The organism is Acinetobacter haemolyticus, assembly GCF_003323815.1.
Taxonomy (GTDB): Bacteria; Pseudomonadota; Gammaproteobacteria; order Pseudomonadales; family Moraxellaceae; genus Acinetobacter; species Acinetobacter haemolyticus.
The window spans coordinates 2,608,995-2,633,842 of sequence record NZ_CP030880.1; the positions used below are offsets into that span (position 1 = coordinate 2,608,995).

The window sequence follows — 24,848 nt, forward strand, 5'->3', positions numbered from 1 at the left end:
AGAAAATAACGATAATTTTAAATATATGGATATTATTAAAACACTACGTAAGGTCACTATACTTGCAGAGCTTGATGATGCAGTACTGCAAGGCCTAGCAAGTGAATGTAGAATCAAATATTTACATACAGGTCAGCGACTTTATCAAGCAGATGATCCAGCACATCATGTGTATATTATTGTCTATGGACGTCTCAAACTCACATCCACAACTGGATTGTCAACCTACTTAGGACATCACGAAATCATCGGAGAAATGGGTGTCATTTCCGAACATCCCCATCACGGTACAGTGCATGCAATACGAGATACCGCTCTACTGGCTATACCTCAACAGCAGTTTATTGATTTTATCTACAAGCATCCAAATGTGTTATTGGCGCTATCTCGATTAATCATTACTCGCTCACAACCAGAGTTACAACATACTCATGCAATGAGCCATAGCCGCACATTATCAATTGTTCCCGCAGCACCGCAGATACCCGCAATTCATCTTGCCGAAAAACTAACTGAACATCTGCAACGTTGGCCACATGTTCGTCTTATTACAGCAGCGCATGTAGATGCATTATTTGGCAGTGGCTTTAGCCAAACACCCTTGGATTACAGTGCTGATGATTTAAAATTACGTTTATGGTTAGCCAGTTTAGAAGAAAAGCATTGTTATGTGTTATACGCAGCCCACAGTCATTCTGATGAATGGGCAAAGCGTTGTTTACATCAAGCAGACCGTATTTTAATTCTCGCCGAAGCAAATTTAACGCCAATACACACTCCCTTAGTGGATGTATTAAATCAACATCAATGGCAAAGTCCAATTGAATTGGTTTTATTACGTTCGGAGGGTGATCCCTCTCCACATACACTAGAATGGAAACGGCTCTATCGAGCCCGTGCTCATTATTTTATCCATCCATGGGCACGGGCTGATATCAGTGCTGTGGCTCGACAGATTTCAAGCCAAGGACTCGGACTGGTTCTGGGTGGAGGTGGTGCACGCGGCTTTGCACATATTGGTCTCATACGCGCATTGGAACAACTGCATATTCCGATTGATATCGTCGGTGGAACAAGTATGGGCGCATTTGTAGCAGCCTTAGTGGCATGCGGTTTTGATAGTGTCGAAATGACCCATATTGCCTATGAGACTTTTGTAGCCCGAAATTATTTAAATGACTATACCATGCCTAGAGTGTCGCTAATCCGTGGTCAAAGGTTCCATAGTCGGCTCCAAGCTATTTTTGGGCAACGTCGGATCGAAGAACTCAGGCAAAGTTATTATTGTATTTCAACTAACTTATCTACTGGCCAAGCCGTCATCCATGATCAAGGGGAGCTTGCAACGTGGGTGGGCACAAGTATGAGCGTTCCAGGTGTTGCTCCACCTGTCGCATGGCATGAAAATTTATTATGTGATGGTGGCGTGATCAACAATCTGCCTACCGATGTAATGCAAAACCTCGAGAGAGGAACAATTATCGCAAGCAATGTCAGTTTAATTGATGATATTCGAGTCCCAGGAATTGGTTTAGATGAACCTGATCAAAGTGCTTTACTCAACTGGAATAAACTAATTAAAGATAAACTATTACCTGCACCTAAACTCGCTGAAATTTTGATGCGTACTGCAACTCTGGCGAGCGACACCATGATTCAAACAGCCGCAATTGAACGCGCTCATTTACATATTCGTATGCCCATCGAAGGCATTGGTATGTTTGACTGGAATAAACTCGATGAACTGGTCGAACGAGGATATCAACATGCAATAGCAACACTACTCCCGATTCGAGACACACTCCCTCATGTCTAAATGTTATTTATTCTTGGTGCTTGTATCTGATAATGGTCCATCAATTGATCTAAATATTGATAAGTTTCTAAATCCAACTCTTGCATATATGCATCTAAGATCCTTTGACACTGCTGTTGTTTTTCCAGTGGCATCCGTCGTACAACATCAAAAGTGACATTCCATTGAGAACGAACCAAAGAAGCATATGCAATGTGTTGTAACACCTCCTCATCAATCTGTGCAATTGCTTTTGCAACTGCTTCTCTTGCCTCATCTTGCATATAATTTACAACAACCAACATATCTGGCCATAAGTCACAATAATCCGCTGCAGCCACAATACTTTGAATAATATCTGCCTGTCTTAGTGCGGGTAGATTCGCAACATAACGTTGAGCGTGATCAGATAAACATGCCACCACTGGTAACATATCCTCCCACAACTGATCTTCTTGCGCTGCCTGAATAATAGCATTGATGACTTTTTCCCCTTGTTTTACAGCTAAATCACCTAGATCACGCTTTAACTCATAACCAATATGACTCATCAACGCCAATAACTTGGGCCAAACCAACCGTTGTGCAGGATCACAAATGATCAAAAGTGCTTTCTCAATTCGTACTTTGGGTAAGACATGAACAAGATGATCTATGCGCTCCCTAGATTCAATATAAAATGCAATCTCAAGCAGATCACTTTCTTGCTCAATCATCTGCGCAACATCTTGAACAACATCATCTGATAACATCCCAACAAAGCGCCCCATGGTGACAAAATCACGCTGTTGCAACAGAATATTGGCAATGTCCTTAATTTGATGCGTCGTAAAATAGACCAACAACTCTCTCGCCAATCTCGGATCTAAATACACTGAAATAGCAGCAAGCGTATCTACAGGTAGATGCTTCGCAATCTGATATAAATTTTCCGTCGATAAATGTACGGCGATTTGCGCCACAATCAGAGGATCTAAAAATCTTTTTACTAAGAAAACACTAAATCGATTGGGTAACCAACTCACCCACGATGCCAAATAACGAAAACGTGTTTTTTGTTGATCTTGCAGCAACTCAATAATTGCAAAACGAAATTGTCTTAAACTCTCTGGTGCAAGTGACTGTAAAAAATCCAATTGCTGCTCTGATACTTTCAAGATATGAGCAAGCTTTATAATTTCTGCATGTACAGCTAATCGAGTCATATACATCACCGATTGTCATTTCTTGATCGAAACAAGGCTCGAAGAAAAAAAGGCATTTGAAACAAGTGCTGATTGATTTTTCGATTTTCATCTTCAATGGTTTGCTGTAATTGCTGATTGAGCCAAGCAAGATGCTGCTCAGATAATTGTGAAAAATCTTGAAAGCTCATCACAGGACGCCTAAGTTGCTGTGCAAGCTGCTCTAAGGCTACTGTTTGTTCTTTTGTTGGTTCTTTGCTCATCATCCATTCTTCCGTGTTATTGTTGTTTTATCTGTTCAGTGTAAGCTGAATTAAAAAATATTGGTAACTTTGCAAAAAATAAAAACATTGAGCCCATCATCATATTTTTTCATTTTTATAGAACGATTCATTCTATAAAAAGTTCTCTTTTTCAAAGCAACTTTGGCTATAATCAAATTACATCGCTTCAGGGCGGGGTGAAATTCCCCACCGGTGGTAAGTTAGGCATTAAACATGAATGACCTAATCAGCCCACGAGCTAGTATATATGTTTATATACTCGCAGATTTGGTGAGATGCCAAAGCCGACGGTATAGTCCGGATGAAAGAAGACGAAACCACCGAAACAATCTTTTGGTTTGTTTTGGTATGCGCTTATTTTTACATCAGTCCTGAAATGTTCAACCGTAGCTTATTTACGAGAGCGTTTCATTATGTCGAGTTTAATTCAACCCGAACTTTTCTTTTCAGCCCTTTCCCCAGCTGAACAACGTATTCAACAAGCTTTAGAAGACATTCGCCAAGGCAAACCCGTGTTGGTGATGGATGATTTTGACCGTGAAAATGAGGCCGATTTAATTATTGCTGCTGAAACTTTAACAGTCGAAGTTATGGCGCAAATGATTCGTGATGGTTCAGGTATTGTCTGTTTATGCCTAACAGAAGCATTGGCTGATCATTTAGCTCTTCCGCCTATGGTCGTGGATAACTCAAGTCAATTCAAAACTGCATTTACGGTAACAATTGAAGCCGCTCAAGGTGTAACCACAGGTGTCTCGGCCAAAGATCGCGTGACGACTGTTTTCGCCGCGACTCAAGACGGTGCTGTAGCAAGTGACCTCAGTCGCCCAGGACATGTATTTCCATTACGCGCACGTGATGGTGGTGTACTCACTCGTCGAGGTCATACTGAGGGAACGATTGACCTCGCCCGTTTAGCAGGCTTAAAACCTTCAGGTGTGTTGTGCGAATTAACCAATCCAGATGGCTCAATGGCCTCTGGTATTCAAGTTCTCGCTTATGCGCAAACCCATGGTCTGACGGTGATCAGTATTGAAGAGTTAGTCCAATACCGCTTAAAACATAATGTTTAATTATTAATTAATTAAACATTAAAAAAGCCTCGATCATTCGAGGCTTTTTGATCAATATAGTTATGAAACCTTTCGCTCAATATTTAATTGATCAACCACCTCAATCAATTGGCCAAATTCAGAAATATATGCAACAGGTTGTACCTGAGCTAACTCTTGCGTTGTTCCATAACCATAATTCACAGCAATAGTTTCGATCCCGTTTGCGCGTGCACCAATGACATCATATTGACGATCTCCCACCATAATGCAGTGCTGAGCATTCAACTGTTCTTGCTCAAGAATATAAGCAATTAAATCTGCTTTATTGGTACGTTCCCCTGTTAACTCACTACCATACATTTCAGTAAAATACTGATCTAACTGGAAATGAGCCAAAATTTGCTTTGCATAAACTGTGGGCTTCGCTGTTGCAAGAAATAATTGATATCCTTGTGTTTGTAGATGCCGTAAAGTTCCTTCTACTGTTGGATAGACTTCATTTTCAAATAAGCCTGTCACTGAAAAACGCTCGCGGTAAGCAGCTAAAGCTTGTTCTGCCAAATCATCATCTTGAGTATCTAATAATTTTGCTAATGAGGCTTTCAAAGGTGGGCCAATCGTCCAATCTAAATCAACTTCATCCACCAAAGGTTTATTGAGCTTTTCTAATGCATAACGAATCGAACCATGAATTCCTGTTTTAGGATCGGTTAATGTCCCATCTAAATCAATCAGTATGTTTTTGATCGTCATTCGTTCAATCTCTTAAAGCCTTACACAACAAAGTCGAGAGTTTCTCGAAACTTCCCTATACTAACGTAAATGAAAACATAAAAGGAAATTGCAGTGCGTCCGACCGTACTTTGTTTTTCAGGTTTAGATCCATCAGGCGGTGCAGGTCTACAGGCAGATATTGAAGCGATTGGACAAAGTGGTGCACATGCTGCAATTGCTTGTACTGCTTTAACCATTCAAAACTCACAGCAAGTATTTGGTTTTGAAGCAACCTCAAAAGAACTATTATTGGCTCAAGCAAATGCTGTGGTCGGTGATTTACCGCTTAAGTGCGTAAAATCAGGTATGTTAGGCACAACCGATAATATTGCTGCATTAGCTGAGTTTTTACGTGCACACCCAGAGTATTTATATGTACTAGATCCTGTTCTGGTTGCAAATAGCGGTGGTTCACTAGGCGATCAAGCGACTTTGGTAAAAGCATTTGTTGAGTTAATTCCCCTAGCAACAGTCATTACCCCCAATACAGTTGAACTCAGAGCATTGACAGGAGTTGATGACATCGAGCAAGCCACACAAACATTATTTGAAATGGGTGCAAAAGCAGTCCTTGTTAAAGGTGGGCATGAAGATACCCCTGATCATATCCGTAATGTACTCTATGCTGATGGGAAAATGATTGCTGAAAGTCAATGCCCTCGCCTAGATGGTGAATATCATGGCTCGGGTTGCTCTTTGGCAAGTTTTATTGCAGGGCGCTTAGCCCTCGGTGATTCACTAAAAATCGCCGTACAACATGCAGAAACATGGCTATTCGGCGTATTAAAACACGCTGAAACACCAGTACCCCATGGGCAAAAAATTCCAAAGCGGTTTTAAACCGCTTTGCTTAAAGCTCATTAAATACTTTTTGATCTTAGTTTCACCGAAGGCTTTGAATCAATTTAAATTTTATATGAAAATATGTCATTCATTGATGAGCACTTATGCAAAATATTCATCAATTCAAACACACGAATAAAATATAATAATTATCATTTTAATTTTCATCATAATCCTCATGCTGAAGCGCCGCATCTTACCTAGTTTGTTACCCCTGAGTTGTGCCATGACTGTATTTGGTAATGACCAAATCAGTACCCTACCCACCCTTACTTTTCAGGCATCCTCTGAGAATGCAGAACATGACTATAAAGTGACTTCTGCAAGTGCAGCAATGCGTAGTAATACCTTGCTGAAAGACACCCCTCAAGCCGTTACTGTAATTAATAAAGCGATACTTGAAGATATTCAAGCAACTCGCTTATCAGAAGCACTCGATGTAGCAGGACTGGGACGAGCAAATAATTTTGGTGGACAAGGTCTCACCACTTTCACCTCTCGTGGTTTTACCAGTGGTGAATATTATCGGAATGGCTTCCCGATCAATCGCGGTTATCCTAATGCACCTGATAGCTCAACTATCGAGCGTGTAGAAGTTTTAAGAGGTGCATCATCGAGTTTATATGGCCGTGGTGATCCAGGAGGGACATTTAATGTCGTAAGTAAGACCCCACAGGCGGATCGGAAAACAACACTTGGCTTGAGTATCGATAACGAAGGACTCTATCGCAGCAGCATCGATACAACAGGCTCTTTCACGGGAGATGATCGTATCACCTACCGTTTGAACTTAATGGGTGAAAATGGAGACACTTATCGCGAGCATGTGGACTCAAAACGATGGAACATCGCACCCGTGATTCAATGGGCACCTTCAGATCAAACCAAAGTTATTTTAGAGGCCGACTTTTTAAGAAATCAGCATGCACTTGATCGAGGCTTTACTCGCTATGACGGTCAACAAAAACAATCCTTTAACCCTAAAGAATATTGGTGGGAATCAGGGAAAAATCGAAACCGTTTATATAACGATAATGATATGTTCCAACTACGGGTCGAACATCATCTCAATGACACATGGACGTTGAATGTAGGCACTCAATATTTAGATGGAAATTTACATGGCTATGCCGTTGAAGCGAATGGGATAAAAGCTGATAGTCATGGTGAGATCATTACTCGAAATTATAATTGGCGTAATTTGGATTGGAATGATAAAAATATCCAAGCAAGTTTAGTTGGCGAGTTTGATTTATTTAATCTAAAACATACGTTAATCACTGGACTAGAGTTTGAAGATTATGATTATCGCTCGTACATCATCCGTTCTACTGCCCCATTTGACTTAAATATCCATCATCCCTACCGTACACAACCATTACCCGCATTAGAGAACGTCACGACACATGATCATGAGCAGCTCACCAGCAAAGCGTTCTATATCCAAGATCAAATTCGTTTTACAGACCGACTTAACACCGTGATTGGCCTACGTTTTGAACAATACCAACATGATTATACGAATTTTATGAATAACACTTCATGGTCAACCAAACACAATACACTAATTCCTCGTGTTGGCTTAACGTATGATTTAAATGAACAACTTACTGTCTATAGTAATATTAGCAAATCATTTAAACCCAACTCTGGTGCCGATCGAAACAATCAAGGCTTTGATCCAGAAGAAGGTATTTCATATGAAATCGGATCTAAACTCGCATTGTTTGATGACAAGCTTTCCTTTGAAAATGCCCTATATTATGTAAAAAAAGACAATGTTCTCACCTTAGATCCACTCGATAGCACTAAAAGCGTTGCTGCAGGTGAGGTCACCAGCAAAGGTTTTGAGCTCAGTCTCGTTGGTAACCTCACCCCTGAATGGAAAATCATTGGTAATTATGCCTATACAGATGCGGCAGTGAGCAAGGACAATAGCTTAGCGAAAGGAACCCGCCTCGCGAATATTCCTAAAGATTCATTCAATTTTTTGACAATATATGAGTTCCACTCAGAACCACTGGAAGGTTTAGCAATAGGACTAAATCAGCGCTATATAGGAAGTCGAAAAGGACAAACAGCAAATAACACCTATACCATGGGTGCCTATGCCACTACAGACTTTATTTCTTATTACAATCTCTCATCTGATATACGTTTAAGTTTCGATATCAAAAACATCTTTAATAAGAGATATGATGATAGCGCATTCAACCGTTATGTTTATCCTGGCCAGCCTCGTACTGCCAAACTTGGCGTCACCTATTCATTTTAAATCGCATTTCAGCAAATATTTTTAGAATCAGAATAAACAAAAGGCGCATCCAGCGCCTTTTTCACATTCACAGATTATTGTGGGATACGTAATACTTGACCTGGAAAAATATCATCTGCATTTTTCAATAAAGGTCGATTTGCTTCAAAAATTTTATTGTATTGGTTTGGATCACCGTAATACTCTTTAGAAATCTTTGACAGATTGTCTCCTGATTTCACTGTATAGAATTTACTTTCTGGCTCAGCGGTTTCAACTGTCATTTGATCATCAACCTGTGCCACATGATCGATATTACCCACAGCAAGAATGATTTTTTCTTTATCCGCCTGACTTTTTACCTGCCCTTTAATCACAGCAGTATCAGTTGTACCGTTATATGTCACGGACAGACCTTCCACCCCTAATCCTAAACTCTTAATTAAACCTAATAATTTATTTGCAATCTCTTGAGCTGATGGCTCAGCTGGTGTTGCTGGCGCAGCTTGTGGTTCCGCTGGTGCTGTATTTTTCTTACCAATACCTTTTACAAAATCAAAAAGACCCATTGTTATTTCCTCTGTAATTATTTATGAAGATTGGCCTCAATCGACCTAATTTCTAGTTATACCTAAAAAATAAATGTTACAGGTTTCAATTTAAAGCGGTCTTGTAAATAAATGTACAGTGATCTGCTGCAACATTTTTTACTTTTTTGATTCTTAGATTCAAAAATGAAAAGCCACCTTACGGTAGCCTTTGATCGCTAAAATGGATGATACGATTACATGTCGCCTTCCACATTAGTCCTTATATAGTCAATTGCAGCTTGGACTGTCGTAATTTTCTCTGCATCTTCATCTGGGATTTCAAAGCCAAACTCTTCTTCAAAAGCCATAACCAATTCAACGATATCCAAAGAATCAGCGCCTAAATCATCGACAAAAATTGCGCTAGGTACGACCTCTTCCTCATCTACGCCGAGTTGTTCAACGATAATTTGTTTAACTCGCATTTCGATACTCATAATATTTCCTTTTGTTGTTATGATTTAATAATTTATTTTAAATAGCATAGATTTTATACACTTAAATAAACTCATTTCATATTCAGTGTTTATTTTTTTCTTGTAAAAATATGTATAAATCCTCTCAAGTAAAAAATTGAGCACATAAAAAAGCCACCTTTCGGTGGCTTTTCAATCATGCAATATGATTAACCAAGTTTTTTGGTTACATAATCAATTGCTGATTGAACCGTAGTGATTTCATTTGAATCTTCATCAGGAATCGTGATGTCGAAATCATTTTCAAAAGACATTACAAGTTCAACCAAATCTAAAGAGTCAGCACCCAAATCATCCATGAAAGATGCTTCGTTCTTAATCTCTTCAGCACGCATACCTAATTGTTCAGCTACTGCTTGTTTGATGCGTTGTTCGATATCGCTCACAGGAATTCTCCTCATTGCTTGTGGCGTTTTAATTTGCCACTAGTTTAATTGAATATAAAAATTTTTAAAAGTTTATACATCGCCAGTTAGGCCATGTATAAACCACCATTTACGTGTAAAACTGTACCAGTAATGTAACTCGCCTTGTCGCTGGCAAGGAAACTCACTGCATTTGCAACATCTTGAGGCTCACCTAAACGATTTAAAGCGACTTGATCAGTCATTTTTTTACGAATTTCTTCGCTTAACTGATCCGTCATTTCAGTCGCAATGAAGCCTGGCGCAACACTGTTCACTGTAATCTGACGGCTGCCCATCTCTTTCGCTAAGCTACGACTAAATGCTTCAATCCCTGCTTTTGCTGCTGAGTAGTTTGCTTGTCCTGGATTGGCAAAATGCGCTACAACAGAACTGATGTTAATAATGCGCCCAAAGCGAGCTTTGGTCATGCCTTTCAATACACGCTTAGATAAGCGGTAAACGGCTTTCAGATGGATATTGAGAATATCATCCCAATCATCTTCAGACATACGCAATAACAAGTTATCTTTGGTAATACCCGCATTGTTTACCAATACAAGAACTGAACCGTATTTCTGTTCAATATCTGAAACAAGTGCATCTATTGCTTCACCGTTACGAACATCGAGTACAGCACCAGCTCCATGTTCAGCAAAGCTTTCTGTCAGTTTTTGCGCGCCTGATTCAGAGGTCGCGGTTCCAACTACAAAAAAACCGTCTTGAATGAGTTGCTGTGCAATAGCTGCGCCAATACCACGGCTTGCTCCTGTCACTAACGCAACTTTTCGTTGTTGTGTCATGCAATTTTTCCTTCTGCCACTAACACTGCGTTTAGGGCATCTTCCATACGTGCTTTGCTATCAATGGCAAATGCTTTTTCTATGTTCGGTAATCGCTTTGCAAGATTGCTAAGTACAGTACCAGGTCCACATTCGACCACGTACTGAATACCTTGATCCTGTAGATATTGCATGGTGCGTGTCCATTGTACCGATTGGTACAATTGAGCTGTTAAAGCCTGACGCAATTGAGCAACATCTGTCGCGATTTCCGCGTTGACATTTTGTATTACAGGAAGGCATGGTAGCTCAATGGCAGTTTGTTCCAAAGCTTCAGCAAACTTTTCTGCGGCTGGCTTCATTAATGAACAATGAGACGGCACAGATACTGGTAGGGCAATCGCTTTACCAGATTGCTCCTTCGCTTCAGCCATCACTTGTTGAACCAATGCTGCACTACCCGCAATCACGACTTGACCTTGTGCATTATAATTTGCAGCTTCCACTGAGCCTTGACCTGCCGCAGATACTTGCTGACAAAGCTCAACAACTTTTTCATCCGCTAAACCAAGAATAGCAGCCATTGCCCCCTCACCTTGAGGTACAGCACTCTGCATCAGTTTGCCACGTAAATGAACCAGTTTTACAGCATCAGCCAATGTCATCGCTTCCGCAGCAACCAGCACGCTATATTCCCCTAAAGAGTGTCCAGCCAAGTATTTCGGTGTAATACCACCTAACTCTAACCATACACGCCATAAGGCAATACTGGCAGTCAATAACACTGGCTGTGTATTTTCAGTTTGGTCTAAGCCTTCACCACTTTGAGCAATATGCCAAAGATCAAAACCGAGTGCTTCAGACGCCTCAGCAAAAGTCTCTCTAACAACACTGAATTGCTCTGCAAGTTCAGCAAGCATACCTACTTTTTGTGAACCTTGACCTGGAAAAACAAATGCAGTTTTTGTTGCTTGAGCTGCCTGCTCAAGTCGTTTAGTCGACATATAAAAATCCTTAAATTAGTCTATCGCCAATTTGATCAACACCCATAATTCTACATGAGAATAGCAATAGACTCTTTAGCGATGCGGCAATTTAACATTGATTTAATCTTTTTATAATTGCGAAAAACAACAAAAAAGGGAGCTTTCGCTCCCATTTTTTCTATACTTTAAGCTAACGCTTAATGCATATGATTCAATTATTCAGCATCAGCTGCTTTAGCGAATAATTGACGACCACGGTAAATACCATCTTTAGTCACGTGGTGACGACGGTGAGTTTCACCAGTAGTTTGGTCTACAGATAATGCATTCTCGGTTAAAGCGTCATGTGAACGGCGCATGTCACGGCGAGAGCGACTTTTACGGTTTTGCTGAACGGCCATGATGGCTCCTTACAAAGATCGAAAAAATGGATCAGAACAAATTCAGTTGTCTTAACTCAACATTATAACATAAATTATGAGTTAAGTTTACCCTTCAAACCTGCCAAAACATCAAACGGATTATCCCGTTTTTCTTCGACAACGTCCTGAATGGTAGGTCGATGTTTATGCTCACAAGCATCATGCTTAGGAGATAAAGGCACCAACAATAACAGTTCATCTTCTAGCAATGCGAGTAAATCAATCGAAGCAGGCGTATCAAAATCACCTTTTTTCGAAAATTCACTTTCACCTAAAACGATGAAATCAGCATCCTCATCCAAGCGCTCTATCAGTGACTCATCATCGATTAAAGCCAAATGGAAATCTGAAACAAGTTCAGTTTCAACAGTATCCAAACAACGTTGGCATTCCATTGGAACTCTTGTATCAATATGTCCATCTAACCATACAATGCGATGATAGGCATCCATTGATAGCTTACAGTCTATGTTGATCAATTGATCATTAATTGATCCAACAGCTTCACGGGCGATACGAGCAAAGCGAGACAATGGCAGTGTTCCTGACCATGTAAAGCCCTGTTCAGCCCATTTAAACGGCTCAATCTGTGCCGGAAAGGTATTTGCTGACATAATTAAGGCGGCAATTCTACAAATTCATCGGTACTCTGTCAAAGATTAAGATACAATTTTGCACTTCTTTAGACAGAACTCGGGGTAAATTAAGCAATGCACCTGTTGCAGCCGCAACTTGAAGTAACAACTTCATTACTTGTTAGCACCCATTCAACCACTGCTCCTGTTTTAACACCAGATCAAGTGCAACGTTCATCTTGGCAAAAGTTAACAACAGAACCAGAACAGGTTGATTGGCTTATTTTACACTTTAATCACTGGTTTTCCCACCATAATGTGACACTAGTTAAAGGTGAATTTGAACCAGAATATTTCCCTGCGGAAAATGGACAACCTGCAAGAATCCAATTTGCGCATGGTTTTTTTAATAGTGCCCTGCATGAAATTAGTCATTGGACGATTTCTGGCGCACAACGTCGTCTATTACCTGATTTGGGTTATTGGTATGCGCCAGATGGTCGAACAGCTGAACAACAGGCGCTTTTTGAACAGGTTGAAATCAAGCCACAAGCGATTGAATGGTTATTTGCGACTGCCTTTGGTCGAAAGTTCCGAGTATCTTTAGATAATTTGACGGGTGACAGTGGTAACGGACAACAATTTAAAGACAATGTGTTCTCTCAGGTCCAACGTTACTTTTCTGGCGAAGCAAAATTACCAGATGATGCAGCTCATTTTATTTATTACATCTGTCTATGTACACGTAATGGCTTAGCGTTACAACGCGATGAATTTAAACGCGAACAGCTTGATTAAATGACAAAATTATCACATCTGAGACTTGCATCCTCCCCTATACACGTTTCATACTAAATTCAGCCATAAAGATCAGGGAGTTATAATAATGTTGCATTTACATATTCATCCTGAAAATCCTCAGGCTCGCTTAATCACTCAAGCTGTAGATCGCATTCGCGCTGGTGATGTCGTAGTTTATCCAACTGATGCAGCCTATGCGATTGGTTGTCAGATTGGTAATAAAAGTGCGATGGAACGAATTGCTCAAATTCGTGGTTTAGGTCCAAAACATCAATATGCGATTATGTGCTGTGATTTATCCGATATTGCAACTTATGCTAAAGTTGATAATGCAATGTATCGATTACTTAAGAATAATACACCTGCTGTCACTACTTTTATTTTGCCCGCGACCAGTGAAGTACCAAAACGCTTGATGCATCCAAAGAAAAAAACCATTGGTTTGCGTATTCCAAGTAATCCGGTTGCTCAGGCTCTGTTGAAAGAATTAGGTGAGCCTTTGCTGACCAGTACTTTGATTCTTCCCGATCAAAAAGATCCACTTGATGATCCTTATGATATTGAAAATCAGCTCGGTAAACGTATTGATGTATTTATCGATAGTGGTTTCGGTACCTTATCCACGACTAGTATTGTCGATTTGTCAGGTGAAAACCCAGAGATTATTCGTCGCGGGGTTGGTGACGTCAGCGCGTTTGAATAAGCTCATTTACATTACTGCACAGATGCCGCTGGCTCACTCGGAGAAATCCTTAGAGCTGGTGCTGCACTAGGCACAAAAGTCACTTGTCTAGTTTCTTCAATCACTTCACCTTTTTTTGCAGCACGAAGTTGACCAAAATTCGAACATTCTGAAACTTGCTGCTTAAAAGAAAAAAGTTCCTTACCAAACTTATCTTTCACAATTAAATAGAAAGTGACTTTATCTTGCTCAAAAACGTTTAACATTGCTGAACGTGGTTTTATTTCAAGTCTAGTAAGTTGATTTAATTTACTACACCAAAGCTTTTGAAAGGTATCTTTATTTAACGACCCAGGAACAAAAGTAACATCAACTAGAAAGGTTTGATAAATACGCATATTAGGGTATTGATTTAAAAGATCAACTTTAAAATCTTTAGATTGACTAGATGCAATTTCTTTTTGCGTCTCATCTGCCCAAGTTGTTTGTAAATACCTCCTTGCTTCTTTTTCATACTTATATGATTGATATTTTGGAAAAATTAATTGCCAAAAAACTAGCAGAACTACAGAAACAATAAGGATGTTTTTCATTTAATTTTTGCCCTATAAACTCAAACAAGAACACATATAAAAATTCTAAAAAAAGGTAGAAAATTTTTTAAGAAATACTGGTTTTTAAAAGCTGAAATTCAGGACATTCGGAAAGAACTTGCTTATGTTCCATTAAAACACTTCCCAAACGATTTTTAACAATATGCGTCATCACAACGTTATCTTTCTCTATGACGCTTATAATAGCTTTAGCCCTATCATTATATTTATTATCTTGTTGATATAATTTGGAAAATGGACCGCAAGCAAATTTTTGAATATTTTCTAATAATTTAGGTTTAATAGTAGCTTCTGTTCCTTGAGGAAAGTCCTTAGTAAAACTAATATAAAAGAAAATATTAGGATATTGATTCAAAATATCACCTTTAATTGGCAATCCTTTGGAAGCATTCAGCATTTCAGGAGTAAATGCTAGATTCTTTAAGATATTTCGCTCTTGCTCCTCAAACTCATGTTGCCAATATTTTTCAGTTCCAAAATATAATGCAGCAATGACTGCTACCCCGCTCACAACAAATTTAATGTTCATATTACCCCATAATATTTCATTCAATAATTAATATTTTTTTTGTTTATCTGCCAGCACATTATTTATAAAAACCATTAAAAATCAACAAAAAAATTAAAAATAAACATTAAATTAGCCATTTTCTGATAGATAGTAAGCTCACCCATATAGCTGTAAAAAAATTAAAATATATATTTAACTATTTTTAATGATATGGCGAATTAAAAATTTAAAAAATCAGTTAACCGACGTTTCTGAAAACCTTGCTCATCAAAATTATCTGGACTGAGCCATTGTTGATAGATTTTTTCTAAATCAGGCCATTCTTCATCAATAATTGAAAACCAAGCGGTGTTGCGATTACGTCCTTTTACGATCCGATCCTGACGGAACAAGCCTTCAAATTGAAATCCAAAACGTAAGGCTGCGGCTTTAGAGGGGGCATTACAATCATCACATTTCCACTCAACGCGTCTAAAACCGTGTTTAAAACATTGTTGTAACAGTAGAAATATGGTTTCTGTTGAAGCTTTGGATTTTTTCATTTTATGCGAAAAATAAACATTACCAATCTCTATCGCACCATGTTCAAGCCGAGGATTAAGTAATGCAATCCAGCCTTGAACTTCTCCATCTACCTCAATAAGAAAATGTGTTGATCCATAAAAACCAAATAAGTTATGCAAGGCATCGCTTAATACTATCGCACTGGTTGGTGCCGAATAAGGTAAATAAGTCCAGCATGCTGCATTGGGTTCAGAACTTACACATGCCCAAATTTGTGCTAAGGCTGAATCAGCTATTGTTCCAGCGATAGAGATCAATTGAATATTCTGTCCAAAGATACTTTCTTTAATTGGCTGACTAGTTTTGAAATTTTCAATAGCTAGGCCAACGGTCTGACCAAGATCATTGTGTTGTGTTTTTAAATAGTTTTTCATCGTAATTTGTTATGCTGTAAAAATATGACTCTAATCACATATTTAATCATAAAGTTTTTCTATGTCGAATATGCTTTGATATAAAAACTCAAAATACCCTGAGAAGATTAAGGTTTTTGTAAGCAAGTAATTTATTAAATCGAGTATTTCGATTAGAATAGCCAAGCTCCTTGTGGCGTGTGTCATCCCTTGAACACAAAAATGATCTTTCATGCTTTTGAAAATTCGCGTGGCTTATAACGGTAATGAATCAAATTCTTCCTACTTCGTTGGAGTTAACTCCTTCCATTCGTGTGCTTGACGAGTGGCAAGAAGCCATACCTGAAGATTTGTATATCCCGCCAGCCGCATTTGAAATTTTATTGGAACAATTTGAAGGTCCTTTGGACTTCTTGATTTACCTGATTCAAAAGAATGGCTTCGATCTTTTACAGTTAGATATTTCTCCGATTGCAACGCAATATCTATCATATATGGATAGTATGAAATCGTTGAATATCGAACTGACTGCGGATTATATGGTGATGGCTGCATTACTGGCTGATCTAAAGTCACGTTTACTACTTCCCAAACCTGTTGCTGTCGATCCTTTTGAAAAGGATCCTAAACAAGAACTCATCGATCGTTTAGAAACTTACCTCCGCATTAAGCAAGCTGCTGAAAAACTTGGTCAAATGCCCATCTTTGAACGAGATACCTTTAGTACAAATGTGAGTATCGGACATATTGCCCCAATCTATGAGGGTTATGATGCTGATGCTTTAAGGGATGCGTTATTTTGCGTATTCAATCGCCCTGAACCGATTACACACGTTATTGCTCAAGAGCCTGTTTTACTTGAAGAGCGAATTGCTTATATTGAAAGCCAACTGGCTTCTGGTGAAAGTTTAAGTTTTATAACTTTACTCAATCCTAAGCAAGGTCGTATGGGCATGGTCGTAACATTTATGGCAGTACTTGAATTGACTCGTCAACAAAAGATTCAAATTATTCATACAGGGATCGAAGCACCTCTGACAATTCAAGGAATTTCAGCATGAGTTTAGATCAGTTTGATTCCAATGAAGGCATGTCATTGGAAGATATTCATCATGATGTTCTACTGCAAATTGAAGCGATATTATTCGCCAGTGACTCACCAGTTTCACTTGCACGACTAAAAGAAGCCTTTCAAAACCAATATAATAAGCAACAATTACGTCAGTTTTTGCAACAACTCGCAATGTTACAACATGGCCGTTCTATTGAATTAATCGAAACAGCTCAAGGTTTCCGTTTTCAGGTCCGTGCCAAGTATCGTAATATCATTGCGCAAGTTTGGCCTGAACGCCCAACTAAATTATCGCCGTCTTTACTCGAAACCGTCGCTGTTATTGCGTATCATCAACCTGTAACACGTGCAGATATTGAGCAAATTCGTGGTGTATCAAATAACAGTCAAATTTTAAGAACACTGTTTGACTGGAACTGGATCAAAGAGTCTGGTTTCAGAAATTTACCTGGAAGACCTGCGTTGTTAGTGACAACGCCCCAATTTTTAAATGCATTTGGTCTAGCTTCGCTAGGTCAACTGCCTCCCCTGCAGAACGCCAAGGAAGCTTTCATGACACTCGATGCGCAAGCACCGAAGTCTTGAGAAGGTGAACTGTTGATCATTATGTCTAAGGTTGTGCTGTCATGAGTGAAAAATTACAAAAGGTTTTAGCGAGAGTTGGGCTTGGCTCACGTCGCTATATGGAGGAAGTCATTGCTGCTGGTCGTGTCAGCATCAATGGTCGTATTGCCCAAGTGGGTGAACGCATTGAGCCAGGTGATGAACTTCGTATTGATGGTCGTAAAGTACAATTCCAAGTAGAAGATGAAATTCGTCGTCGTGTTTTAATTTACTATAAGCCAGAGGGTGAAATTTGCTCACGCAATGATCCTGAAAAACGTCCAACCGTATTTGATCATTTGCCTCAAATCGCCAATGATCGTTGGGTCATGGTCGGTCGCCTCGATATCAACAGTACAGGCTTATTGTTGTTTACCAATGATGGTGAGCTAGCAAACCGTTTAATGCACCCATCAAACGAAGTAGAACGTGAATATGCAGTACGCGTTATGGGTGAAGTGACACCTCAAATCCGTAATAACATGCTCAAGGGCGTTGAACTTGAAGATGGTCCTGCGAAATTTGAATCCTTCTCTGAAATTGGTGGTGATGGGATCAACCGTTGGTATCAAGTAGTCGTGAAAGAAGGTCGTAATCGTGAAGTTCGTCGTATCTTTGAATCACAGAATTTAAAAGTCAGCCGCTTATTACGTACTCGCTACGGAACCGTAATTTTACCTCGTGAGTTACGTACAGGTCGCTGGATGGAACTCGACAAGATGGATATCGATAACTTAGCAAAATCTGTTGAATTAAAACCACGCCAAGGTACAGGTTTATTCGGTATGGCTAAACGTCGTACTGAACGTATGACAGATAAACCAATGGCCGCACGTCGTGGGGGTTATTTACGTCAACAACGTCGTGATGATGAACAACCTGAACAACGTCCAAACAGCAATGGTGGCAACCATAATAACAATGGTCGTAAAACGATTGGCTTTAATAAAGGCTTTAAGAAGTTTTAAAAATCCTAAAGAATCATCTAAGCTAACAAGTCCGCTTGTTAGCTTTTTTTATTTAATTTCACTTCTGACGATTGGGAGAACCAAACTATTTACTTTGTATCCTTTAGGCTTGTCATTACAAGCATTTCCTGTCACCGTCGTTTTCACAACGTAAGGCGAATACGGCATTATATTTAAATAACCCGTATTATCTGATCCAGTACGACAATTTTCTGCATAAAGTTTTTCGTCATAACGACCAGCATTCGAAGACTCCTGAACTTCAGTAATCAACTTGGCATTCCATTGGCTTAGATAAACTAAACTTTTAGTAGCTTCAACAGTTCCTTGTCCCGACCCAGCACTTTCGATTTCAACCAGTTCTATCGATTTACCTTTATACATCGTTGGATGAACTTTAAATGTATTCGATTGACCACCAAACTCTTTTAAAATTTTTGCTTGTTTGAGCTTTGGACGGCTTAGCACATAACCCGCCCAAAAGTTACGCCCTGCATTTTCAAAACTAACACCAGACAAATAAGCTTCTTCGCCTGAAATTAATTTTACTTTTTCCGTGTGATCAATCTGAATGGCTTGCTGAGGATTCGCATTTGAATCCTGTAAGTTAGTGATCCAACTAATGATGGTTTTATCTGCGGGTACAGCAGCTTGAGTAGTCGAGATCAAACCTGACAAGCATAGTGTTATAAAAACAAAATTCTTCTTATTCATTGTTATTCACCTTAAGTTTATGAATTAAATCGCTTATAAAATCCATTAGCTATCGTGACTTAGTCTTCCCAAGCCCACCCACTCATAGCAAATCTTCTTACTTTTCAAAGATGAAAAGTAACAAAAATCTTTTGTCAGACTGACGGTACGTCCTTGCTACCGCAGTCTAACTTGGCGGCATCCTTGCCGCCCTCCACGATCACAGATATTTACTAGACAATAAATACCCAAAGTTAGTTAAATTTTTCCAACTCAATCCATTTTGCTTCAGGAAAATGCTTTGTCAAATAAGCCTTTAAATAATCTGCGGTATCTTTAGAAATGAGGGGATCTTTCGATTCATCTTTTAAGTTATATACCAAAGCATGCAAACTCAAACCACGATGTTTTAAAGCTTCTAAACTCAACAATGTGTGATTAATGCTCCCCAAACGTCCAGAAGTCACCAAAATCACAGGAAATTGATGTTGAGCAATATAATCAATGGTCAATAACTCTGTGGTTAAAGGCACCATTAAACCGCCCGCACCCTCTAACAGCACCACCTCAAAACGCTGGGCAAGTTCTTTAGTTGCAGCTTCAATCTTGGCAAAATCTAACTCACGCCCATCTAAACGCGTTGCCAAATGCGGTGAAGCGGGATAAGTGAAAATTTCAGGCATGGTCAATTTGTCATGATCTTCCTGAAACCAACCACTCCCCATAATTTCACGGTGTTTTTCGATGTCTTCGGACACATCGATATTCCCTGTTTGCACCAACTTCTGGGTGATAACACGCTGCCCTTGTTCAGTCCACAGTTTGGCGAGATAACCTGTGGCATAAGTTTTACCAATTTCTGTATCAATACCGCTGACAAAATAAATTGCTGCACTCATGCTTTTCTCCGCGCAATCACGTAAATCGGATGATAAGTTAGGCGAAAACCATGCTCATCATGAAACTGTTGATAATCAGAATAAAACTGCAGTAAAGATTGCTTGGTCCAACGATGTGACTTTGCTGTTGCAGTCACCCCTGTCGCTTTTAGATGGTGCAGAACTAATTTAGGATCATCAAAATATAGATGTTTTTGTTCTTCTTGTATAAACACAATCTCAAAGCCATTTTCTTCAAGTTTCTGTTTCAATACTTCACTGGAATAATAATTTAAACCTTGCCCAGTCAGCTTTTTGATTTCAATTAAATTGTTTTCACCAAATGTAGAGAAACCCAAGTAGCCTTTCGGTTTTAAAGCATCATGAATTCGTTGTAATAACGCAGGTAGATCAGTCATCCATTGCAAAGCTGAACTTGAAATTATCGCATCCAATTCTGATGGTAATTCAAGCTGCTCTATATCTCCGATCAACCAAGCTATATTTTGAATCGTTGAAAAATGCTGATCAACATCCTCATAAAGATCATTTAAAAATAATTGATCAAACTGAAAATGAGTCTGAAATAAATGCGTTAAATTACCCGACCCACAACCGATCTCAAGTACAGAATCAAAAGTCTTTGGACAATACGCTTTCAGATATTCAAATAACTGTGCACTGATCTGCTTTTGTACTACAGCATGCTCAACGTAACTTTGCCCAGCTTTGGCAAAACGTTGAGCGACTAAAGCTTTATCGACACTCACAAACATTCCACCAATTTTTCTAATTCAGCTTTTTGAACCATAGACGTTAATGAGATACGTAAACGTGAACTATTTTGCGGTACTGTTGGCGGTCGCACAGGCATGGCATAAAAACCTTGTTGCTGAACATAACGTGCTTTTTCAATCGCTGCATTACTTTCGCCGACAATAATTGGAATAATATGGCTACTCGATGGACTTGAAAAACCTTTTGCAATCACCGCCTTCTGTAAAAACTGACTGATCTCAGCCAAGTGCTGACGCTGCTGCTGCATATTTAAAACTTTATTAAAGATAAAGTCAGACCATGCCATCGAGATTGGTGGTAACGCTGTGCTGAAAATCAAAGGACGCATTTTATTAATAAGATAATCACGGATGAGAGGATCACAAATAATATAACCGCCAATTGAAGCAATCGCTTTGCCAAAAGTCCCAACAAGGAAATCAATCTGATGCAATACGCCATATTGCTCAGCACAACCTAGTCCTTGCTCACCTCTCACGCCGATGGCATGAGCTTCATCAACATATAGCATGGTTTTGACAAAACGTTGCTTTAACTGAGCCAATGCAGCTAAATCCGTTTCATCACCATCCATACTAAAAATACTTTCAGTCACCACAATAATACGTTCAACTTGCTCATCTTGTTGATACTTTTGCAATAACTGTTCCAAATGCTGCAAATCATTATGACGATAACGCACATATTGAGCATTTGATAGACGAATACCATCAATCATACTGGCATGAACTAGTTTATCCGCCAAAATCACGGTTTTACTATCAGCTAATGCAGGCAAAATACCGATATTCATGTGATAGCCACTATTGAAAAGCAAGGCAGCACGACCAAAAGCTTTGCTTAGGCTATTTTCAAATTGCTCGTACTCTGCAAAATTACCCGTCAGTAAGCGTGAAGAAGATGAACTAAAGAGTGCTCGTTCGATTTTCAGCGTATCAAGAAATTCTTCTCTTAAATGCAAATCAGCAGCCAAACCTAGATAATCATTGGATGCCAGATTCAACATGGTTCGATCTTGAATGGTGATCCATTTTCCCTGTTGTTGATTTGCAGTAAATTGGCGGAAATTACCTTGCTGTTTAAGTTGCTCAAGCTGCTCGACATAATGATTAAGCAAGGACATTGGCATTTGCTCCTTGCATATTTTTCACCACTTCACTCATCTGTGCTAATAAGTAATTTAGCTCGTCATTGGTAATTACATACGGTGGCATCACGTAAACCAATTTTCCAAATGGTCGTACCCAAATACCACGTTCAACAAACTGCTGCTGTAAGCTTTTCATGTCGACATTAGATGTTAATTCAACCACTCCAATCGCACCTAGAACCCGTACATCGGCAACGTGATCAAGCTGTACTAAATCACTTAATTGCTCAACAAGGATCTTTTCAATCCGTTGAATATTGCTCTGCCAGTCTTGTTCAACCAATAATTGAGTGCTTCTCAAAGCAACCGCACAAGCTAATGGATTTGCCATAAAAGTTGGACCATGCATAAACACGCCCGCTTCACCACGACTTATGGTTTCAGCCACTTGTTTAGTGGTTAGAGTCGCGGACAAGGTCATATAACCCCCTGTTAAGCCCTTACCAATACACATGATATCAGGCTCAACTTGCGCATGCTCCCAAGCAAACATTTTACCTGTGCGCCCAAAACCTGTTGCGATCTCATCAAAGATCAACAACAAATTGTATTGCTCACATAATTCTTTGGCCTGACGCAAATACTCAGGATGATAAAAACGCATCCCTCCTGCACCTTGTACAATTGGCTCGATAATGAGGGCAGCAATACTGTGATGATGCTGTTCGATCTGTTGTTTGAGTTCTTGAATATCTTGTGGATTCCACTCACCATCAAAGCAACTTTGCGGCGCGGGTACAAAGATTCGATTCGGTAAACTTGAGCCAAAAATCTGATGCATTCCCGTGACAGGATCACATACAGACATCGCATTCCAAGTATCACCATGATAGCCAGAACGTGTAGTAATAAAATTGGTTTTCTCAGGTTGATTCAATGCAGCCCAATATTGCACTGCCATTTTTAAAGCCACTTCAACTGAAACTGAACCTGAGTCAGCATAGAAAATTTTATCTAAACTCGGAGGTGTAATTTTTAATAAGAGTTTACCCAATTCAATTGCAGGTTCATGCGTCAAACCACCAAACATGATATGCGCCATATTTTGCAATTGATCAGTAATGGCTTTGTTAAGTTCAGGGTGGTTATAACCGTGAATAGCACACCACCATGACGACATACCATCAACCAAAGTTCGACCATCTTCTAATTCAATCGTTGCACCATAAGCACGTTTGACTTTAAAGGATGGTAATGGATTTAACATCGAAGTATAGGGATGCCATATATGTTCTAAATCAAATAGGTCAGTCATCCTACACCTCTATAAATCCAATATTTAACAATGTACTGCATGGTGTTATTCCGAGTACTCACCCAATTTCAGGATAAGCCTTCAGCTGGACTTACTTTTCAAAGATGAAAAGTAAGCAAAAATCTTTTGTTAGGCTGATGGCACGTCCTTGATGCCACAGCCTAACGGCGACATCCATGTCGCCTCCACGATAGCGAATACTCAAAGTAAATTTCAACAATGATAAAAACGTTCAATAAGTTTCAATCGCTCTTAATCTTAAACTTGTCAAAATCTAAAATATATTGCGAGAACTTTCAATTCAAGTAAGATTAAACCGTCATTTGAATAAAATCTTCAATTACTTGCACAGTCCTCTCCACCATAAAACATGTAAAACCATGCGAAGCCCCTTCAATAGAAATAACAGATAGATTTTTTGCAGCTAAATTCTGGATATTTTGAGCAACTTGGTAAGGAACTAAAACATCATGCTCTGCGAAGACATGTAACTGTCTACCTAGGTAGTTTTCATAGACTTTAACTAGATTTAATTGTTCCAACAACTGCAACCCATCCCGAAGCAATGCAATTGGTTGAGGAAGAATCAATTTCTGCATGGCCAAGAAATCTTTTTTTGCTGAACTTGCACCCTGACAGACTAACAAACCAAAACGCTTTAAAGTCATAATTGCATCATGTTCAAACGATTGTTTGAACTGTATAAAAGTTTCTACTGGCATGGCTGTCGTCCAATCCGCTTGAGCGACAAAACGTGGATTCGATGCCAAAGTGATTAACATCTTCTGTTCTGCATATTGTTGCTGGATATGATCGACTAATATTGTTGCTAATTGCCCCCCCAGTGACCATCCCACAATGACATCAAATTTTACTGCGAGCTCAACATGCTGTTGTAGGATTTCATTATCTAGCGCATTAAAGATATTAATTCGTTCAACGATATGTCCTTTTTGCTCCAATCCGTCATGTAAAGGTTTTAATAATTCAGATCCACCACCCCATCCAGTGATGAGTAAAATTTTATACTTCAACTTATGACCCAATCATTCAAACTTAAAAAAATTATATCTCTTTCTAATCAATATTTTCCAAATCTACCAATAGATTTGCGGGAATTACTCTCTCCCAATTTTGTTTGAACTGTTTATGAACCTTATCAATTTCAAAAGGACTATTTCGTGCAACTTGCTGAGCATGAGCAATGTCATTCGCTCGCATATATGCGATTAAATAATCATTTCCATCCAATTCTAAATGAAACCAAGATTCAATTGTCACACCTTCTGCTTGTAAGGTTTGAATGGCTTCATCTTTCCGTTGTTCAATTTCTCTTTTCCATGCTTCTACATTTATTAAGCTATCTTGCTTTAATTTGATCAAAACTGCGCCAACGTCCATTTCTTTTCCTTTATTTATTACCCTCTACTTTTACACTGATATAGCGTAAAACCTCTGTAAAAAATTTACTAACACATCAAA

At 39.1% G+C, this 24,848-nt stretch carries 29 protein-coding genes and 1 riboswitch; of the genes, 9 read left to right on the plus strand and 20 right to left on the minus strand.

All coding sequences use genetic code 11. The annotated features are described in order from the left end of the window. Positions 1–25 precede the first annotated feature (25 nt). Positions 26–1,816 carry a patatin-like phospholipase family protein gene (locus DS737_RS11960; RefSeq protein ID WP_113997618.1) on the plus strand — a complete coding sequence of 597 codons (1,791 nt, stop codon included), beginning with the start codon at positions 26–28 and terminating at the stop codon, positions 1,814–1,816. On the opposite strand, the gene DS737_RS11965 is transcribed toward DS737_RS11960, so the two are convergent. Both DS737_RS11965 and DS737_RS11970 read right to left on the minus strand, forming a co-directional pair. Further along, on the minus strand, positions 1,813–3,000 hold the full coding sequence (locus DS737_RS11965) for a hypothetical protein (RefSeq protein ID WP_171287591.1): 1,188 nt from the start codon (positions 2,998–3,000) through the stop codon (positions 1,813–1,815). The genes DS737_RS11960 and DS737_RS11965 overlap by 4 nt on opposite strands. A gap of 5 nt (positions 3,001–3,005) precedes the next feature. Continuing rightward, the gene (locus tag DS737_RS11970) at positions 3,006–3,245 is read right to left on the minus strand and encodes a hypothetical protein (protein WP_005091467.1); all 240 of its coding nucleotides are present in this window, start codon (positions 3,243–3,245) and stop codon (positions 3,006–3,008) included. Between the two features lie 177 nt (positions 3,246–3,422). After that, positions 3,423–3,580, plus strand: a riboswitch (FMN riboswitch). A gap of 96 nt (positions 3,581–3,676) precedes the next feature. Between DS737_RS11970 and ribB the strand changes: the two genes are divergently transcribed. Continuing rightward, the gene (ribB, locus tag DS737_RS11975) at positions 3,677–4,336 is read left to right on the plus strand and encodes a 3,4-dihydroxy-2-butanone-4-phosphate synthase (protein WP_005081497.1); all 660 of its coding nucleotides are present in this window, start codon (positions 3,677–3,679) and stop codon (positions 4,334–4,336) included. Between the two features lie 60 nt (positions 4,337–4,396). On the opposite strand, the gene DS737_RS11980 is transcribed toward ribB, so the two are convergent. Then, complete coding sequence (locus DS737_RS11980; protein WP_113997620.1) at positions 4,397–5,071, minus strand: HAD-IA family hydrolase; 675 nt, start codon at positions 5,069–5,071, stop codon at positions 4,397–4,399. Positions 5,072–5,164: 93 nt separating this feature from the next. On the opposite strand from DS737_RS11980, the gene DS737_RS11985 reads away from it, so the two are divergent. Both DS737_RS11985 and DS737_RS11990 read left to right on the plus strand, forming a co-directional pair. Then, complete coding sequence (locus DS737_RS11985) at positions 5,165–5,932, plus strand: hydroxymethylpyrimidine/phosphomethylpyrimidine kinase (protein ID WP_113997621.1); 768 nt, start codon at positions 5,165–5,167, stop codon at positions 5,930–5,932. 229 nt (positions 5,933–6,161) lie between these two features. Next, the gene (locus DS737_RS11990) at positions 6,162–8,210 is read left to right on the plus strand and encodes a TonB-dependent siderophore receptor (RefSeq protein WP_171287617.1); all 2,049 of its coding nucleotides are present in this window, start codon (positions 6,162–6,164) and stop codon (positions 8,208–8,210) included. A gap of 74 nt (positions 8,211–8,284) precedes the next feature. Here the strand turns inward: DS737_RS11990 and lysM are convergent, their stop codons facing one another. From lysM to DS737_RS12025, 7 genes are all read right to left on the minus strand, one after another. Next, on the minus strand, positions 8,285–8,758 hold the full coding sequence (gene lysM / locus DS737_RS11995) for a peptidoglycan-binding protein LysM (protein WP_005081486.1): 474 nt from the start codon (positions 8,756–8,758) through the stop codon (positions 8,285–8,287). A 215-nt stretch (positions 8,759–8,973) separates the two neighbouring features. Then, a complete protein-coding gene (gene acpP / locus DS737_RS12000) occupies positions 8,974–9,216 on the minus strand; it encodes an acyl carrier protein (RefSeq protein ID WP_004638139.1) in 243 nt (80 codons plus the stop codon). Between the two features lie 188 nt (positions 9,217–9,404). After that, positions 9,405–9,641 carry an acyl carrier protein gene (gene acpP, locus DS737_RS12005; protein WP_004655272.1) on the minus strand — a complete coding sequence of 79 codons (237 nt, stop codon included), beginning with the start codon at positions 9,639–9,641 and terminating at the stop codon, positions 9,405–9,407. A gap of 86 nt (positions 9,642–9,727) precedes the next feature. Then, positions 9,728–10,462: a 3-oxoacyl-ACP reductase FabG gene (gene fabG, locus DS737_RS12010; RefSeq protein WP_113997623.1), complete on the minus strand. Its 735-nt coding sequence runs from the start codon at positions 10,460–10,462 to the stop codon at positions 9,728–9,730. Continuing rightward, positions 10,459–11,445 carry an ACP S-malonyltransferase gene (gene fabD, locus DS737_RS12015; RefSeq protein WP_113997624.1) on the minus strand — a complete coding sequence of 329 codons (987 nt, stop codon included), beginning with the start codon at positions 11,443–11,445 and terminating at the stop codon, positions 10,459–10,461. Before fabD ends, fabG begins: the two co-directional genes overlap by 4 nt. 197 nt (positions 11,446–11,642) lie before the next feature. Next, positions 11,643–11,828: a 50S ribosomal protein L32 gene (gene rpmF, locus DS737_RS12020; RefSeq protein WP_004638135.1), complete on the minus strand. Its 186-nt coding sequence runs from the start codon at positions 11,826–11,828 to the stop codon at positions 11,643–11,645. Between the two features lie 74 nt (positions 11,829–11,902). Further along, positions 11,903–12,463 (minus strand): YceD family protein, encoded by a 561-nt coding sequence (locus DS737_RS12025; RefSeq protein ID WP_005081479.1) that lies wholly within the window; start codon positions 12,461–12,463, stop codon positions 11,903–11,905. A gap of 96 nt (positions 12,464–12,559) precedes the next feature. On the opposite strand from DS737_RS12025, the gene DS737_RS12030 reads away from it, so the two are divergent. Both DS737_RS12030 and DS737_RS12035 read left to right on the plus strand, forming a co-directional pair. Then, entirely contained in the window at positions 12,560–13,222 is a 663-nt protein-coding gene (locus DS737_RS12030; protein ID WP_005091475.1) for an elongation factor P hydroxylase, read from the plus strand. An 88-nt stretch (positions 13,223–13,310) separates the two neighbouring features. After that, the gene (locus tag DS737_RS12035) at positions 13,311–13,928 is read left to right on the plus strand and encodes an L-threonylcarbamoyladenylate synthase (RefSeq protein WP_005081475.1); all 618 of its coding nucleotides are present in this window, start codon (positions 13,311–13,313) and stop codon (positions 13,926–13,928) included. An 11-nt stretch (positions 13,929–13,939) separates the two neighbouring features. Here DS737_RS12035 and DS737_RS12040 read toward each other — a convergent pair whose 3' ends face one another. The 3 genes from DS737_RS12040 to DS737_RS12050 form a co-directional block, all read right to left on the minus strand. After that, positions 13,940–14,500 carry a hypothetical protein gene (locus DS737_RS12040; RefSeq protein ID WP_113997625.1) on the minus strand — a complete coding sequence of 187 codons (561 nt, stop codon included), beginning with the start codon at positions 14,498–14,500 and terminating at the stop codon, positions 13,940–13,942. A gap of 67 nt (positions 14,501–14,567) precedes the next feature. Then, positions 14,568–15,050, minus strand: a complete 483-nt coding sequence (locus DS737_RS12045) for a hypothetical protein (protein WP_005091478.1) — start codon at positions 15,048–15,050, stop codon at positions 14,568–14,570. 200 nt (positions 15,051–15,250) lie between these two features. Next, positions 15,251–15,970, minus strand: coding sequence for a GNAT family N-acetyltransferase (locus DS737_RS12050; RefSeq protein WP_113997626.1), 720 nt, complete (start codon positions 15,968–15,970; stop codon positions 15,251–15,253). Positions 15,971–16,215: 245 nt separating this feature from the next. Between DS737_RS12050 and DS737_RS12055 the strand changes: the two genes are divergently transcribed. From DS737_RS12055 to rluB, 3 genes are read left to right on the plus strand one after another with little or no spacing between them, the layout of a single operon-like run. Then, on the plus strand, positions 16,216–17,010 hold the full coding sequence (locus DS737_RS12055) for a segregation and condensation protein A (protein ID WP_004638127.1): 795 nt from the start codon (positions 16,216–16,218) through the stop codon (positions 17,008–17,010). Continuing rightward, on the plus strand, positions 17,007–17,606 hold the full coding sequence (gene scpB / locus DS737_RS12060; RefSeq protein WP_004638126.1) for an SMC-Scp complex subunit ScpB: 600 nt from the start codon (positions 17,007–17,009) through the stop codon (positions 17,604–17,606). The genes DS737_RS12055 and scpB overlap by 4 nt, the downstream gene beginning before the upstream one ends. A 41-nt stretch (positions 17,607–17,647) precedes the next feature. Next, positions 17,648–18,592, plus strand: coding sequence for a 23S rRNA pseudouridine(2605) synthase RluB (rluB, locus tag DS737_RS12065; protein WP_005081469.1), 945 nt, complete (start codon positions 17,648–17,650; stop codon positions 18,590–18,592). 48 nt (positions 18,593–18,640) lie between these two features. Here rluB and DS737_RS12070 read toward each other — a convergent pair whose 3' ends face one another. From DS737_RS12070 to DS737_RS12100, 7 genes are all read right to left on the minus strand, one after another. Further along, positions 18,641–19,306, minus strand: a complete 666-nt coding sequence (locus tag DS737_RS12070; protein ID WP_113997627.1) for a hypothetical protein — start codon at positions 19,304–19,306, stop codon at positions 18,641–18,643. 233 nt (positions 19,307–19,539) lie between these two features. After that, on the minus strand, positions 19,540–20,184 hold the full coding sequence (bioD, locus tag DS737_RS12075) for a dethiobiotin synthase (protein ID WP_113997628.1): 645 nt from the start codon (positions 20,182–20,184) through the stop codon (positions 19,540–19,542). Next, on the minus strand, positions 20,181–20,939 hold the full coding sequence (gene bioC, locus DS737_RS12080; RefSeq protein WP_113997629.1) for a malonyl-ACP O-methyltransferase BioC: 759 nt from the start codon (positions 20,937–20,939) through the stop codon (positions 20,181–20,183). The genes bioD and bioC overlap by 4 nt, the downstream gene beginning before the upstream one ends. Further along, positions 20,930–22,084 carry an 8-amino-7-oxononanoate synthase gene (locus tag DS737_RS12085; protein WP_113997630.1) on the minus strand — a complete coding sequence of 385 codons (1,155 nt, stop codon included), beginning with the start codon at positions 22,082–22,084 and terminating at the stop codon, positions 20,930–20,932. The genes bioC and DS737_RS12085 overlap by 10 nt, the downstream gene beginning before the upstream one ends. Then, entirely contained in the window at positions 22,071–23,366 is a 1,296-nt protein-coding gene (bioA, locus tag DS737_RS12090; RefSeq protein ID WP_113997631.1) for an adenosylmethionine--8-amino-7-oxononanoate transaminase, read from the minus strand. Before bioA ends, DS737_RS12085 begins: the two co-directional genes overlap by 14 nt. A 311-nt stretch (positions 23,367–23,677) precedes the next feature. Further along, positions 23,678–24,412 carry an alpha/beta hydrolase family protein gene (locus tag DS737_RS12095; RefSeq protein WP_113997632.1) on the minus strand — a complete coding sequence of 245 codons (735 nt, stop codon included), beginning with the start codon at positions 24,410–24,412 and terminating at the stop codon, positions 23,678–23,680. A gap of 31 nt (positions 24,413–24,443) precedes the next feature. After that, complete coding sequence (locus tag DS737_RS12100) at positions 24,444–24,767, minus strand: DUF6176 family protein (protein ID WP_005091506.1); 324 nt, start codon at positions 24,765–24,767, stop codon at positions 24,444–24,446. Positions 24,768–24,848 lie beyond the last annotated feature (81 nt).